This is a genomic window from Acutalibacter muris, assembly GCF_002201475.1.
GTDB classification, from domain to species: Bacteria; Bacillota; Clostridia; order Oscillospirales; family Acutalibacteraceae; genus Acutalibacter; species Acutalibacter muris.
Genome location: NZ_CP021422.1, coordinates 1,487,873 through 1,502,108 on the forward strand (window position 1 = coordinate 1,487,873; position 14,236 = coordinate 1,502,108).

Annotated in this window: 13 protein-coding genes and 2 pseudogenes; 5 read left to right on the forward strand and 10 right to left on the reverse strand. The window is 52.6% G+C overall.

Annotated features, from left to right (window positions below; genetic code table 11):
* Window positions 1–51 precede the first annotated feature (51 nt).
* The 3 genes and pseudogenes from ADH66_RS21475 to ADH66_RS21690 all read left to right on the forward strand — a co-directional run.
* Window positions 52–219: pseudogene (locus tag ADH66_RS21475) on the forward strand (helix-turn-helix domain-containing protein); the annotation flags it as partial.
* A 228-nt stretch (window positions 220–447) separates the two neighbouring features.
* Window positions 448–1,809, forward strand: a pseudogene (locus ADH66_RS07610) (VirD4-like conjugal transfer protein, CD1115 family); the annotation flags it as partial.
* A 550-nt stretch (window positions 1,810–2,359) separates the two neighbouring features.
* Complete coding sequence (locus tag ADH66_RS21690; RefSeq protein WP_066533834.1) at window positions 2,360–3,250, forward strand: hypothetical protein; 891 nt, start codon at window positions 2,360–2,362, stop codon at window positions 3,248–3,250.
* Window positions 3,251–3,762: 512 nt separating this feature from the next.
* Here ADH66_RS21690 and ADH66_RS21695 read toward each other — a convergent pair.
* The 10 genes from ADH66_RS21695 to ADH66_RS07665 form a co-directional block, all read right to left on the reverse strand.
* Window positions 3,763–4,140, reverse strand: a complete 378-nt coding sequence (locus tag ADH66_RS21695) for a hypothetical protein (protein WP_066533833.1) — start codon at window positions 4,138–4,140, stop codon at window positions 3,763–3,765.
* A 114-nt stretch (window positions 4,141–4,254) separates the two neighbouring features.
* Entirely contained in the window at window positions 4,255–5,250 is a 996-nt protein-coding gene (locus tag ADH66_RS20960) for a cyclophilin-like fold protein (RefSeq protein ID WP_236757216.1), read from the reverse strand.
* Between the two features lie 23 nt (window positions 5,251–5,273).
* Entirely contained in the window at window positions 5,274–6,041 is a 768-nt protein-coding gene (locus ADH66_RS07630; RefSeq protein ID WP_066533832.1) for a hypothetical protein, read from the reverse strand.
* A 2-nt stretch (window positions 6,042–6,043) separates the two neighbouring features.
* Window positions 6,044–6,781, reverse strand: a complete 738-nt coding sequence (locus tag ADH66_RS07635; RefSeq protein WP_066533828.1) for an ABC transporter ATP-binding protein — start codon at window positions 6,779–6,781, stop codon at window positions 6,044–6,046.
* Window positions 6,778–8,139 (reverse strand): phenylacetate--CoA ligase family protein, encoded by a 1,362-nt coding sequence (locus ADH66_RS07640; protein ID WP_088364395.1) that lies wholly within the window; start codon window positions 8,137–8,139, stop codon window positions 6,778–6,780. The genes ADH66_RS07635 and ADH66_RS07640 overlap by 4 nt, the downstream gene beginning before the upstream one ends.
* Window positions 8,140–8,152: 13 nt before the next feature.
* Window positions 8,153–9,247 carry a carcinine hydrolase/isopenicillin-N N-acyltransferase family protein gene (locus ADH66_RS07645; protein WP_084384166.1) on the reverse strand — a complete coding sequence of 365 codons (1,095 nt, stop codon included), beginning with the start codon at window positions 9,245–9,247 and terminating at the stop codon, window positions 8,153–8,155.
* A gap of 8 nt (window positions 9,248–9,255) precedes the next feature.
* Window positions 9,256–10,260, reverse strand: coding sequence for a cyclophilin-like fold protein (locus tag ADH66_RS07650; protein ID WP_066533825.1), 1,005 nt, complete (start codon window positions 10,258–10,260; stop codon window positions 9,256–9,258).
* 17 nt (window positions 10,261–10,277) lie between these two features.
* Window positions 10,278–10,889, reverse strand: coding sequence for a LysE family translocator (locus tag ADH66_RS07655; RefSeq protein ID WP_066533823.1), 612 nt, complete (start codon window positions 10,887–10,889; stop codon window positions 10,278–10,280).
* 1 nt (window position 10,890) lies between these two features.
* Complete coding sequence (locus ADH66_RS07660; RefSeq protein WP_066533822.1) at window positions 10,891–11,745, reverse strand: DUF3737 family protein; 855 nt, start codon at window positions 11,743–11,745, stop codon at window positions 10,891–10,893.
* 21 nt (window positions 11,746–11,766) lie between these two features.
* Window positions 11,767–11,997, reverse strand: a complete 231-nt coding sequence (locus tag ADH66_RS07665; RefSeq protein ID WP_066533821.1) for a hypothetical protein — start codon at window positions 11,995–11,997, stop codon at window positions 11,767–11,769.
* Window positions 11,998–12,224: 227 nt separating this feature from the next.
* On the opposite strand from ADH66_RS07665, the gene ADH66_RS07670 reads away from it, so the two are divergent.
* The gene (locus tag ADH66_RS07670; RefSeq protein ID WP_066533820.1) at window positions 12,225–13,103 is read left to right on the forward strand and encodes a LysR family transcriptional regulator; all 879 of its coding nucleotides are present in this window, start codon (window positions 12,225–12,227) and stop codon (window positions 13,101–13,103) included.
* A gap of 179 nt (window positions 13,104–13,282) precedes the next feature.
* Entirely contained in the window at window positions 13,283–14,023 is a 741-nt protein-coding gene (locus ADH66_RS07675; protein ID WP_201448071.1) for an alpha/beta hydrolase family protein, read from the forward strand.
* The last annotated feature ends 213 nt before the right edge of the window (window positions 14,024–14,236 follow it).

The following is a 14,236-nucleotide window of genomic DNA, read 5'->3' on the forward strand; positions in this document are numbered from 1 at the left end:
CGGAAAGCCATGCCAGTATTCCGCGTGGAGAGGAACAAGGGCTACACGGTCATGTCTAACTACCACCTGCGGGACAAGTCCCTGTCCCTGAAAGCCAAGGGCCTGCTGTCGCAAATTCTCTCACTCCCGGAAGATTGGGACTACACCCTGTCCGGCCTGTGCTACATCAACCGGGAGAGCAAGGACGCCATTCGTTCCGCTGTCAACGAATTGGAGCGGGCCGGGTACATCGAGCGCCACCAGACCACGGACGAGGGTGGCAAGTTCAGCAGCAACGAGTACATCATCCACGAACAGCCTGGAACAGGCTTTCAAGGAGTTCACCGCCAAGAAGCTGTCGCAGGAGGCCAAGCCCTCCATCCGCAAGGCGCTGTCCGTCCTGCGGGAAGCGGCTGGCCGGAGTGTCCAGCGGGCCAAGGAGAAGATCAGGGAAAGGGGGATGGAGCTGTGAAGCCGGATGTAAAGAAAATCATCATCACCAACCTGCCCTATCTGCTGTTCGTGTGGCTGTTCGGCAAGGTGGGTGAGGCGTGGCGGCGGGCGGCGGGGGCGGACGCCTCCCAAAAGATGCTCCACTTCATGGACAGCCTGGCGGCGGCGTTCGCCAACGGCCTGCCCAGCTTCCACCCCTTTGACCTGTGCATCGGCATCGGGGGCGCTGTGCTGGTGCGGCTGGCGGTGTACCTGAAAGGCAAGAATGCCAAGAAATACCGCCACGGGATGGAATATGGTTCGGCCAGATGGGGCGGGCCAAAAGACATAGCGCCGTATATCGCCCCCGTGTTTGAAAACAACATCCTGCTCACGCAGACCGAACGGCTGACGATGAACGGCAGGCCCAAAGACCCCAAGACCGCCCGGAACAAGAATGTGCTGGTGATCGGCGGGAGCGGCAGCGGCAAGACGAGATTTTTTGTCAAGCCCAACCTGATGCAAATGCACAGTAGCTATTGCATCACTGACCCAAAAGGCAGCCTCTTGATTGAGGTGGGACAGCTCCTAAAACGGGGCGGATATAGGATAAAAGTGCTGAATACCATCAATTTTTCCAAGTCCATGCGGTATAACCCGTTTGCCTATCTGCACAGCGAAAAGGACATCTTGAAGCTGGTAAATACCATCATCGCCAACACCAAGGGCGACGGCGATAAATCCGCAGAGGATTTTTGGGTGAAGTCCGAACGGCTATTTTACACCGCCCTGATCGGCTACATCTGGTACGAGGCCCCGGAGAACGAAAAGAATTTCACCACCCTGCTTGAAATGATAAATGCCAGCGAAGTGAGGGAGGACGACGCCGAATTTCAAAGCCCCGTGGATGAAATGTTCGCCCGGCTTGCGGAAAAGGAGCCGGAGCATTTCGCCGTCCGGCAATATCAAAAATTTCTGCTTTCCGCTGGCAAAACACGGAGTTCTATCCTTATTTCCTGCGGGGCGAGATTAGCGCCCTTTGACATCCGGGAAGTCCGTGAGCTGATGGAAACCGACGAAATGGAGCTGGACACCCTGGGCGACCGCAAAACGGCGCTGTTCCTGATTATGAGCGACACAGACACGACATTCAATTTCATACTGGCGATGCTGCAAAGCCAGCTTATCAATCTGCTGTGCGACCGGGCCGACGACGTGTACGGCGGGAGGCTTCCCGTCCATGTGCGTCTGATACTGGACGAGTTTGCCAACATCGGGCAGATACCCAACTTTGACAAGCTGATCGCCACCATCCGAAGCCGGGAAATCTCGGCTTCTATTATTTTGCAAAGTCAATCGCAGTTGAAAAGCATCTACAAGGACGCCGCCGACATCATGGGATGCGCAATGTGGACCGAAGGATACGCTTTGCCTTTGGAGAGGGCTCGGGCCTGAGAGTGCGCAGCATCGCCCGCAGGGGCACGAAGGTGGAGGTCCTGTGTCGCCTGACGGGACCGAAGTAGCTGGAGACCAAAAGACAAGCATTGTGGAAATGTGCATAACAGGCTATGGAATCATGGATAACTCTATTCACAATTCCATAAGACAACCAGTTATACACATTCCCACGAATGCCGACTGCTATGGAATCTCACTCACATATCTATTTAATTTTGTTTTATCAAGTGCAAAGAAAGCTATTTTATTTTGGGGAATGAAGTGCTATAATAAAGCCATCGACAAATCGGAATTTGAACCCGTTAAAATCTTAGGCTGTCACCGCCCGTTATAAGGTGATATTAAAATCCTCCAAAGACCTTGAAGACAAAGGATTTATCGCAGTTTGGCCACCTTATCACATTATACAATTTCACACAAGTTTACCCTTGCTCTCTCACCTTATAAGGGCAAAAACAAGGGAAGCAAAATTCAAAAGGGGGATTATCAAATGGAGTATAAAGAACTCTCTATTACAAATATTCCGGCTATTTCAGCTGTTTATTTTTCTCTGCTACAATGTAAATATGATTTTTATTCTATTGAACGAGATACTTTACTGATAGATAAACTGCGCAGTTTTATCATATCTGATTGCAGGGAATGTGACTTCTTTCTTGACGTGAAACAAAATACGTGTGAAGTTTACCCATATTGGCCAAGAGCAGCTATGTTGGAAACAGCGACCTTCTATATTGATTTACCTCATGAACAATTCGTTGATTTTAATGCGTATAAAAACAGTATTATGTCAGCAAAAAACATATCAGATATAGAAAGAAATCATTTGTTTTGGGATTGGATTATTCAATTTCCGAAAGCCTTAAAACTCGTTTTGCAAAGTAATAGCTTTAGTCGTTATCTAAAATGGGAAAACGATTGGATAGTAGAACAGAACCTAAAGTACAAGAAAGAATTAGAGAGAATTAGGAATATCCTCGCACTTTGCAAGGAAAAGTTTAAGTCGCCTATTCAGAATATACAAGTTGTTCTTAATCCAATAAAGTGCGTATATTCCGCAGATTATCACTTAAAAGATAATAATTTTATTTTTTGTTCAGGTTCATTAAGAGAAGAAGCTGTAATACACGAATTTATACATCATATAGTACACCCTATTGTTGAGAACCGGAAAGATGAAATTCTGTGTTGCAATTTTACCAACCTTGTTCGGCGGCAACGAAGCCTTTGGCGTGCTGATGGCCGCGACTATCGGAGTAGCGCTCTACGCCTGCGGCAGCGGGATAATTCCTCTACTGCAATCTGGTTTTTACGATTCTCCCTATTCAAGGGGCAATTGAGTAACACAACGAGTGCCTGTTATCGAGATAAGCGCTTGTAACCCCTGTGAGGGCTGTGTCGGACAAGCCGGAATAGGCGGGAATTTTTGAAAATTTCTTTTCGCCCGCCCTCCACAAATAACTTGCGTATTTGCCAAACAGGAGAGGGAATTTCTTTCTATCCCCTTTGCACGGCATAATACTGGCGATTTTTAAAAATGCCAAAAATGGGCGCAAAAAACACAGGAAACCTTCTCTTGATTTTCTGTCTTGGTGTGCCGTCCTATGTAGCGGCGGTTATTCAGTTTTTAACTGGCTGCAATTCTACAAATTCTAATTTATCTTAGTTATCCTCCGAAAGCCCTGTGTTTTCAGGGCGCTTTTCCTGTTAAATGTGCAAATCTGATATATATTCCCTTGTTTTTGCCCTTATGAGCCGAAACAAGGGAAACTATTCATCAGAATGTCGGACCATTTTCGGCGGGTAATAAGCTCTCGACGTTTGAGAGCGAAATACACCCCGCGCACAAGTCTACGTTTTGTACTCAGTGTATTGCGTTCATTGGACAACCTGTTAAACTTGCGGTGTTCGCATGAATTGATTTATCTCTTGATCAAAAAACACCTCCAAGGTTTCGGGAACATTACCACTGACAATCGCATCTGTAAGTACACGCACCATATATTCTTCAAAAACATTCAACATTCCCACTTCATCATTATTGAGATAATACGAAGTATCAATATCGAGATTGTCATGGCCTCCTGGGGAACATACCGCTAGAATATGGCGGACAGGATGATACCAATCAAGAAGTATAGGCTCGGCGAACCCGGTAAAGTTAAAGAACCCCTTGTCCTTGTAGAAGAACCGTACCAGCAACCCGGCAGCTATCCCGCACAAGAAGCAAGACACGATGCGCACAACAAGGGCAGTCGGCCCCAGGGCCATGCTGTAAATAATTAGCTGTGGGTTGAGCAGACTGCCCGAAACCTGTAAGCAACAAACCAATTAGCAAAAAGCGAAAATAGTGTGAAACAGTTTTTGCAAAAGAATCCCACCTTGTTATGAATTGGAAAGGGTAAACGTGATCGCCACATCCCCCTCTCCCAGAATATCCTTGAGCTCCTGCTGAGTAACCCCCTGCACCCTCCCCAGCCGGGTAAAATTCCAGGTATTCACATCATAGTACACAGTGATGGAGTTGCCCTGATACAAAATAATATCCCCCGGTTCGGTAGTGATCTGCTGGTTATTCTCCGGTAGGCTGGTGGGCAGCGGGCCAACCTTTTCAAAATTGCCATAGTCGTGCATCTGCACAGTCACCGGCCCCTCCTGAAGCAGCTCCAAGAAAGCCTGCGCCGAAGAATTGCCCTCCAACTCCGCCGTCAGATTCCGTTCCCCAATCTGCAAGTTTATCATGTTGCTTTCCTCCTGTTCTTCTGTTGTAATCACGGATGTTTGCGATACCTCCGGCTCGTTCGAACCGGGCGCGATCTGCACGATCTTGTTCCCCCAGCCCTCCAGCACCGGGTTTTCCTCCACCGCCCGGACAAAATCCTCCGTAGCGTCAAAGTACCCAACCGGGGTATACTCCCCGCTTACCTGTGCTTCGCTGTAAAACAGCACGATGCGGTTCGGCTCGGAGTAGTAGACCTCCCCGACCTTTTCGCTGGCGATTTTCTCCGGATTTGAGGGAATCTCATAGCGGCTGGGGATATCGTAATACTGCATGACCTCGCTGTTTTCAAAGTCATCGTAGTGATAGATAGGCAGCCTCCAGTCGGCAGTACCCACGTGTCGGGCAATAGCCGCGGCGGTGTCGTTATCGTAGAGGTGCAGGGTGAAGGGAGCACCCTGGTCGCCAAAACGGACGGTGAGCGTAGCGGCGCTTGCGGTCTCCGGGGCAGATTCCGGGCCGCTCTCCGGCTGGCTCTCCGCTGTGGAGGAGGCCGTAGCCGTAGTCGAGGTAGGAGCGGAGCTTGTGTCCCCTGTTTGTGAACACCCTGCCGCAATTAAAGCACAGAGGGTCAGGCAAATAAAGACAAGGACTTTTTTCATGTTGATTTTCCTTTCCAAATAAATTATTCGTTTATCAGGCTTGTCAGCTGAGTGCGCTTGATTTTCCCTGCCAGCGAGCCTATCAGCGCCGTCACCCCGAAACGTAGGGCAAAGGCCAGCCTCTGGACAGAATCGGCAAAGCCTATGGCTTTATAGATGGCAATACCAGAGCTTTCGATGATATCCAGCGCGGCGCGATAGTCCGGCTCACTTACGAGAAAGCCCTTCATGCCAATCATGCTGCTGCCCATCACCGGGTCTTCAAAAAATCCCGCCACCTTCAGTACCATGTCCCGTCCGGAGCGGGCGATGGGGAAGGTGATCTCATCTCCGATACCCAGGCCGAACATGGACACCAGCGAGGGGGAAACATACACTTCCCCAGGCGGGATATTCTCAGGTGCGTGCTGGTAGCCGGACAAATCATCGGTGAAAAAGAGGTAGCGCTCACGCTCCGGCTCATAGAGGAGGAGCTGTCCCTCGCTGTCAGATTCCTGCCCCAGGGCGGTGTAATTGGTGAACACTAACATTTGGGTTTCCGCTCTGTCTATCTCGTCAAGATTGGTTATTTCTTCTGTCAGGCTTTCTGTATCGGCTTCGCCGGATACCCAGGCAGTCAACTCACCAAAGCCCGCCTGGGTCAGCCCGGTTTCTTCATGGTGGGCAGCGTTGGCCCATAGGGTCAACACTGTGCCGGTAACAGTTGCAGTCAGCGTAATAAGCAGGAATATCCCCAAAAGTGCGCCACGGTGGCGTTTCAGCCCGGCGCATATCAGAATCTGTTTCTCCATGCTTACCACCCCAACTCCGAAAGCCAACTGCTGACTTGGTTTTCGCGTTCTTTTTCTTCTGTGCGGTAGCGGGGAAGCACTAATTCGTCCAAGATTTTCCCATCCTCCAAATAGAGCAGACGGTTTCCCCGCAGCGCCGCCCGCAGGTCGTGGGTGACCATGAGGACGCTCTGTCCCTGGGCGTTCAATTCGGTCAGCAGGTTCATGACCTCCTGGCCGTTCGCCTTGTTCAGCGCCCCGGTGGGCTCGTCGGCAAAGAGCAGGCTGGGGCTGTTTATCATAGCCCGGGCTATGGCGGCCCGCTGGGCCTCGCCACCGGAGACCTGGTTGGGCAGGCGGCTTTCCGCGTCCCCAACGTGCATCTGCTCCAGCAGGGCATGGGTGCGGGTGTTTACATCAGCAGATTTTCCTGCGTACCCGGCAACCGCCACATTCTCAAAGAGGGTCAGATTGCTTACCAGGTGGGTCTGCTGGAACACGAAGCCGAACTCCTTGGCCCGCAGCTCCGCCATCTTCTTCTCGCTCAGACCGGTAATGGGCTGATTCCTGAAGAACACTTCGCCGCCGGTCAGGCTGTCCATACCGCTTAAGCAGTACAGCAGGGTAGATTTTCCAGCGCCGGAACTGTCCATGATTACGGTGAAATCTCCGGCGTAAATATCCACGTCGATTCCTTGCAAAACCGAAGTGCCGCCAAAATTTTTTGTCAGGCTCTTGCCCCTGAGAATCGTATCCTTCATCCTGCGACCCGCCACCTTTCTGCGTCTTTTTTCACGATAAGCTGTTTCTTGCCGGTGCGCGGGTCAGGGAGAATTTCCTCCACAAATGTCACCTGGAACCGAACATATTCCAGCCCCTTTTCTTCCAGAATCCCCCGCATCTGCGCGGTTAGTTCCGTTTGAATCACGCTTTCCGTCCCCTGAGAGGTTTTCTCCGCTATCATGACAAAGCTGTCCCTACTGGTCTGCAAGAACTGATAATCCCGCGGGCCTTCCACGCAGAAGCCCTCGATGGCGAGGGGATGGAGGAAATCCCGGTGGCCGAAGCCATCTTCAAACCAGAGCATATCCTCACAGCGGCCCAATAGCCCAACGGCGCGGGTGAAGGGGCTGCCTTTCACCCGTTCAGCCAATGTCAAAGAATCGGAAATCCTATAGCGAATAAGCGGCTGGGCAAAGTTATAGAGGCTGGTCAGATACATTTCGCCGTCTATTACCTCCACCACGTTCAGGTCGTCAAACAGGAGCATCCAGTTGCCATCGTCCACCCCCAGGGCCAGGGATTCGCTGGCGCCGTACACATTGATGACCGCCCCGCCCAGCACTTTCTCCAGATATCGGCGCAGGCCCGCGCCCAGAGGCTCTCCGCAGGAGATCACCCGCATGGCGGACAGTTTCACCCGGCCCTGCTCCACCAGTTCGCATAAAATCTTGATTGCTGATGGGTAGCCGATGATGATGTCGGGCTTGAACTTGTTCAGCTCCGCCACCCACTGCTCCAAAGGCTGCTTGATGTCCAGGTGTATCTGAGCGGCCCCTACTCCATCGATGCCATTTCCAACCGCCATAGCCCCGCCGTAGCGCCCATCTGTGGCGGCAATATAGGCGATGCGCGGCCCTGCTCCCAGCAGTTTTATGATCTCTTTCATGGGCATCCCCCACAGCGCTGCCCGGATGATGCCCAACAGCATAGTTCTCCATGCCGCCTCGCCATACACAAAATAGCCGGGCTTTCCGGTGCTGCCGGAGGAGTGAACCACATGGTACTTGCCTTTGTAAGCTCTCCTGTCGGCGGCGGTTTCCGCGTCAAAGCGGCGCAGCTCGTCTTGGGTCAGGTCGGGTACGGTGATAAGCTGGTCGAAGTTGTGCAGGAGGGTTTGCTTATCTATAACAGGAAACGCAGACAGAGGAGCGGTGCGGATAATGCTCTCGTCGATGCCAGCCCTTACGAAAGCCCGGTGATAATAACTGGAGTGCCGGAACGCATAGACCAGAATTTTCCGCAGCTTTTTTTCCTGATATCGCTTTATTCGGGCTGGTTTCATGTGCTCATGGCTCTTGAGCCTTGCCAGCTCTATCAATAATTTCGGCCTGATCAATATATAAATCCTCCTAATCTAACTGAAAGGTATAGCTTTCTGCATAATTTTCCCGATGGTAGTACCGGGCGGTCAAATTCCCCAAATCAAAGACCACGCTCCACTCGGTGGCCTCGAACTCGTTAAAGTTATCTTTGCTCACGCTGTCCAGCGTGTCCCGGACTTCTTCATCATTCATAGTTTCATGATTACGAAGGGCATCCATCAAGATGTCATACCTCTCATGGGACTGGCTTGTACCGATGCCGTTCTTTTTCCCTTCTGCCAAGTAAAAGTTTGTGACAACCGGCGTTTCCACGACAACCATCTCATTATCAATATATTCCACCACCACGCTCCGGCCCGCGTTGTCGGCAATGGCCAGGTGCATCATGTAGCCCATGGAGGCGTGTATATCGTACTGTTCCAGCAGGCCGAGGGCTTCGTCCACGGTGGCAGCTTTGTCCAGCAGCAAACGGATGGCAGTGGTAGTAGTCAGGCCCGGTTTGCCGGTGTTTTGGGCGATGGTGGCGCTGTCCTGGATCATGTTGACGGACACAGCAAGGCCCTTTTCGTTCATGCCGTCCAGGGGCGCATATAAGCAGATGAGCGCCTGATACTTGTCAGGAAGTTGGGATAAGTCCACGCCGCTCATGGTGATGACATCTGTGTTGACCGTGGAGATGGATTTGTACCCGCTCTCCGGGGCGGACTGGACGATCATGGCATTGCAGGGCTCCCAGTCAAAGTTTCGTCCGAAGAAGTAGCCGCCCTCAGTATTCTGAACAGAAATCGTGCTGCACCCGAACAGCAGGTCGCCCATGGAGATGTTCTCCTTGATCAACCCGGTCAGGTATTGGGCCGCCTCCTGGTCGGAGGCCGCGCCGCCCTGCTCCAAAAACGTATCAAAGCCGGAATCGCCCTCGAAGCGGATGGCGGAGAGGCCATTCTTCAATTCAGCGACTTCCAATGTGGGCTTTACAGTATCTTCCGGCGCGGCTGCACTGGCGGAAATCATGGAACTGGCTTCCTGTGGGGTGCCATTCCCCGTTCTGTCTGGCCCTGTGCAGCCGGATAATAGCAGGCAGGCCAGCACAAGGGTGGAAAGCTTTTTTATCTTTTGCTTCATGAAAATTATTACCTTTCGCTTGAAAAAGTGATTTGTGCGCCGTCAGAGCCTAAAGCCCTTTCCAACCCAGTGGGGTTATCCAGCCGCCCGATGGGCGTGTAGCTATAGGAAGTAGTAAAATCCTCATAGAACAGCACCAGGCAGTTGTTGCCGTAAAGCATCAGGTTGCCGGTATGGATGCCCGAGGGCCGGGATGGATTGGCAGGGAAGGAGGAGTCGAAATAGTGATATTTCTCATTTCCGTTTAACTCTTGCATACTGAGGGTCATGGGCAGCATAGAGGCGAATGCTTTTGCGGTTTCGTTATCGTAAAGTTCGCCGTGGAAACTCTGACCATTCACAGTGATTTGCAGTTGATTCCGCTCTGGGGCCGGTGCAGGCTCTGCATTCACCACGTTCTGTGCAAACTGCATGAGCATGACAGCGACCTGTGCCCGGGTTGCGTCCCCGGAAGGCATCAGCCTGCCGGAATCGCCGTGCATAATGCCAGCGCCTACAGCCCACTGTATGGCTTGCCGTGCGTATCCCGCCACCCGGCTGCTGTCTGAAAAGTCAGCTAAACTGTCAGCGGCGGAGATATCATAACCCTTGAAATTGCTGTAGCGGTAGAGCATCACAGTCAAGTCCTGCCGTGTGATATGGCTTTCCGAGCCAAACCGCCCGCCGCCTATGCCGCTGACGATCCCGTTCTCCGCCGCCCAAGCCACGGCCCGCTCATAGTAAGCGCCGCTCGGTACATCCGAGAAACCGTGGGGTTTAGCCGGGGCAGGAGAGCCGTCCATCCGATATAAAACCGTTACCAGCATGGCGCGGGTCATGGGTACACCAGGGGAGAATTTACCGCCGCCGGTGCCGGACATCAAGCCGTTTTCAAAAACATACTCCACCGCCTGGGCGTACCAAGCAGACAAGCTGACATCTGTAAAAGCCGCGGCAAAGGCAGTCTGTCCTAAGCCACATATTATGGATAAAATCAGAATAAAACTGACCAGCTTTTGAATGTGTCTTTTCATGCCGTTCCCCTTCCTTATTAAGATAAAAAACCGCGGGCAAATACCACCAAACTGAACCCCAGCAGCACCACACCAAAGCACTTTTCTATCGTCCGCAGGCTGTATCTTTTCATTCGCTTTTTTATTGCGACAACCCCGGCAGATAGCGCTGTCCACCAGATATACGTCCCGGTAAACACCCCGGTTACCAACAGGAACCCATCTAGCGGAGCCATCCCACCGCCCAGCCCGAACCATGAGAACGTAAACAGGAACGTCAGTATCGCCGCCGGGTTGGTGATGCCCACCGCGAAGGAGGACAGGAACAGCTTTATCCTCTGTCCATTTGGGGTTTCAGGCGTGTCAGCGCGGTTCTTCTTCAACAACAGCCCCAGGCCCATCGTAAGGATGAGCGCCCCGCCCAGCAGGTTGATAATAGTCTGATGTGCCAGCAGAAAGTCGGAAATAAGCGAAAGCCCGAATGCTCCAACACAGGCGTATATGCAGTCTGCCACCGAAGAGCCCAGCCCGGTAAGCAGCCCGGCCCGCAGCCCGGAGCTGTACGCCCGTTGGGCGGTCATGGCACCCACAGCCCCGGCTGGTACGCCGAATAACAGGCCGATCAAAATACCGCGAAACAGGTAACCCATATCAGGCACAATGGCATTGGCACTGTACGATGATCTCCCCATGGGAGTCCTTATCGTCCCGAATGATCTTATCCACACAGGGCACATAGATGTGTCCTGACAGCGGGTTCTTGATGCTGACGATGGGTGCGGTCAGCGTGGCCTCCACCTCAGACTTCTCAAAGCTCAGGTCTGTGTCGATCATCTCGCAGTCAATGAGTTTCAGGCCCTTACAGTAGCAAAGGGGTTGGGTGCCGATAATTTTGCAGTTGATAAATGTGATATTTTCACTGTACCAAGCCAGGTACTCGCCCTTGACGGTGCTGTTGCGGACAGTGACGTTTTTCGCGTGCCAGAAAGCGTCTTTGGTGTCAAAATTGCAGTTGTCGAACTCGGAATTTTCGATGTACTGGAAGGAATATTTGCCCTTCAGCGTCACATTGTCAAACCGCAGATTGTCTGAGCGCATCATGAAATATTCGCCCTGCACGGTGGTGTCCAGCATTTCCATGCCGTGGACAGACCATCCGAACTCCGGGGATACCACATCACAGCCCCGCATTTTGATATTGGCACACTCCCGCAGGGCCTTGATGCCATAGAGCTTCGAGTGGGCAATTTCCATGTTCCGGGAGTACCAGATGGCGGCGCGGCACATCTCGGTCATTTCGGCATCGGTGATCTTCACACCGTCATCGTGCCAGAAGGGGTAGCGCAGGTTGAAGAAGCAGTTCTCCAACTCCACATTGCGGCTCTCTTTCAGGGCGCTTTCCCCATCGGCGGGACCGTCGAAACGGCAGCTTTTCAGCAGCAAGCCGTCAGAATTGTAAAGGGCGCGCTCCTCGTCAAATGTCTTGTTTTCAATGATTTCTCTCATGTCAGGTTCTTCCTTTCTGAGTCAAATATTGTTTTTTCTGATCTGATAGAGCAGATAGTCCAGGCAGTCGATACGCTTCTGCTCCCGGTGCATAGCGTCCAGCAGCGACCGGCGGTGCTGGTTCAAAAGCCGCAGCCCGGCCTGCATCCTGTCCTGCTCCAGGTCCTGCATGAATTCTCGGACGCACCTTTCCTCACAGCCTGCGTCCCGCAGGTTCTGTTCAAGGGCTTCTTTCGTCTGATAGGCTCCCATTTTGCCACCCCCCTTGCTTGATGGGCCTATTATAACCCATCGAAATTGAAAAAGCAAATACTTTGAAGTTATACCATGGTATGCTTGACAGCTATATTATTTTCTGCTATGATATAATGCACATGGGGTGTGCATTCCAAGTTTTTCCCCGAACCGTGAAACGGTTCGCTTTTCTCCGAAAACTTCAGGAAAAACTCTTATGAATCAATATAAAGGAGGAAAATTCAATGGAATTGCGGGTTTTGCAATACTTTTTAGCCGTCACCCGGGAGCAGAATATCCTGCGGGCGGCGGAGTCTCTGAACCTCTCCCAGCCAACTTTATCCCGCCAGATACGGGACATGGAGGCGGAACTGGGCAAGCAGCTTTTCATCCGGGGAAGCAGGAGCATCACCCTCACGGAAGAGGGCATGATCTTACGCAAGCGAGCCGAGGAGATCATGGAACTGGTGAAAAAGGCCGAGGATGAGATCGCTTTGGCAGAGGAGCCGGTTTCCGGGAATATCACCGTAGGAGCCGGGGAGACGGACGGCCTGCGGGTGCTGGTGCGGGCGGTGCAGGCTTTGCGGGAGGAATGGCCGGAGGTGCACCTCCATGTGGTCAGCGGGGACAAGTGCTCCGTCATTGAGCAGCTGGATGGCGGGCTTCTTGACTTCGGCGTGGTATTCGGCGACTTCGACACGTCGAAATATGAATCTATCCAGATACCCTGCCCGGAGCATTACGGCGTGCTCATGCGCCGGGACGACCCCTTGGCAGAGAAGGAAGCCATCGACCCCAAAGAGCTGTGGAACAAGCCGCTTATCCTCTCCCGCCAGGCCATGTGCGACCAGGATACGAAAGAGTGGCTGGGCCGCGACCAGAAAAAGCTGAATGTGGTGGGCACGTTCAACCTGCTCTATAACGGCTCGTTGATGGTGGAGGAGGGCATGGGGTATGCGCTGTCCTTCGACAAGATCGTCAACACCAGCGGGGACAGCAAGCTGTGCTTCCGACCGCTGTCCAGGCAGAATGAGTCACCTATGTTCGTGCTGTGGAAGAAGTATCAGGTGTTTACGAAGGCGGCGGAGAAGTTTTTGGTGAAGCTGCGGGGGATGGAGGAATGAGACGGATTTTTGCAGCGCTGGCGGTATTCTGCCTGTTCAGCTTGGGCGGCTGCACAGAGCCAAAAGCCCCACCCGAATCACGGCCGGAGTCCAGCCCAGCGCCTGTTTCTTCCACACAAATACCCGCTGTGATAGAATCATCCGAGCCAGAAAAAACACAAATGGAGGGAGAACGCAAAATGGAAATTATGACTTTTGAGCGTGACGGCAAGAAAATCTACGGTGAACTGTATTTGCCAGCGGGCGAAGGGCCGTTTCCTGCCGTGATCATGGCCCACGGCTTCGGCGGGCATTGTGCCCACAACCGGCCCTATGCGGAGGTCTTTGCCCAAAACGGCATTGCCGCCTACATTTTTGATTTCATCGGCGGGGGCAATGACATACAGAGCGATGGCAAGGCCACAGAGATGTCCGTGCTCACCGAGGCGGCGGACATGGCGGTGGTGCTGGACGGCCTGGCGGCTATGGGTGAGATCGACAGCCGGAATATCTTCCTAGCTGGACAAAGCCAGGGCGGCTTTGTGGCGTCCTATCTGGCTGGCACCCAGCCGGATAGGGTGCGGGGACTGGTGGCCATTTTCCCGGCCTACGTTTTGCAGGACGACGCGAGAAAGCGCATGGAGGGCCGGGAGCTGCCGGAGACCGAGGAGATCATGGGTCTGCTGCTGGGGCGTATCTATGCCGAGGACGCTCTGTCCTTTGACATCTACGAGGTGATAAAGGATTACCCCGGCCCGGTACTGCTCATCCACGGAACTGCCGACCAGCTGGTGTCCATCGACTATTCCCGCCGGGCGGCGGAGGTGTTCCCCTCGGCGGAACTGGTGGAGATTGAGGGCGCGGGGCATGGTTTTTCCGGCGTGGACGAGGAGAGGGCAATCCAGTTGTCGTTGGATTTTGTAAAAAAGAGCATACAGTAGGGAAAACAGATATATGCCTTTTGAGTATATCTTGGTATAGCGCATAGGTATTTGATTTATTCCCTCTCTGGTGATAGAATGGTTTTATTATAGTAAATGCACTTGAAAATCGGTATGTACCGATTTTCAAGCTGGGTGACTTTGTCGCCTGGTTAAAAAAGGCAGAATGTCTCTTTTGAACTGCGTTAACTATTCATACCAGGGAGGGATTAT

What these genes read in the sequence shown, in the direction of transcription:
- ADH66_RS21690 (WP_066533834.1), top strand. Translation starts at nt 2,360, where the DNA reads ATGGAGTATAAAGAACTCTCTATTACAAATATTCCGGCTATTTCAGCT.
- ADH66_RS21695 (WP_066533833.1), bottom strand. Translation starts at nt 4,140, where the DNA reads ATGGCCCTGGGGCCGACTGCCCTTGTTGTGCGCATCGTGTCTTGCTTC.
- ADH66_RS20960 (WP_236757216.1), bottom strand. Translation starts at nt 5,250, where the DNA reads ATGAAAAAAGTCCTTGTCTTTATTTGCCTGACCCTCTGTGCTTTAATT.
- ADH66_RS07630 (WP_066533832.1), bottom strand. Translation starts at nt 6,041, where the DNA reads ATGGAGAAACAGATTCTGATATGCGCCGGGCTGAAACGCCACCGTGGC.
- ADH66_RS07635 (WP_066533828.1), bottom strand. Translation starts at nt 6,781, where the DNA reads ATGAAGGATACGATTCTCAGGGGCAAGAGCCTGACAAAAAATTTTGGC.
- ADH66_RS07645 (WP_084384166.1), bottom strand. Translation starts at nt 9,247, where the DNA reads ATGAAGCAAAAGATAAAAAAGCTTTCCACCCTTGTGCTGGCCTGCCTG.
- ADH66_RS07650 (WP_066533825.1), bottom strand. Translation starts at nt 10,260, where the DNA reads ATGAAAAGACACATTCAAAAGCTGGTCAGTTTTATTCTGATTTTATCC.
- ADH66_RS07655 (WP_066533823.1), bottom strand. Translation starts at nt 10,889, where the DNA reads ATGGGTTACCTGTTTCGCGGTATTTTGATCGGCCTGTTATTCGGCGTA.
- ADH66_RS07660 (WP_066533822.1), bottom strand. Translation starts at nt 11,745, where the DNA reads ATGAGAGAAATCATTGAAAACAAGACATTTGACGAGGAGCGCGCCCTT.
- ADH66_RS07665 (WP_066533821.1), bottom strand. Translation starts at nt 11,997, where the DNA reads ATGGGAGCCTATCAGACGAAAGAAGCCCTTGAACAGAACCTGCGGGAC.
- ADH66_RS07670 (WP_066533820.1), top strand. Translation starts at nt 12,225, where the DNA reads ATGGAATTGCGGGTTTTGCAATACTTTTTAGCCGTCACCCGGGAGCAG.
- ADH66_RS07675 (WP_201448071.1), top strand. Translation starts at nt 13,283, where the DNA reads ATGGAAATTATGACTTTTGAGCGTGACGGCAAGAAAATCTACGGTGAA.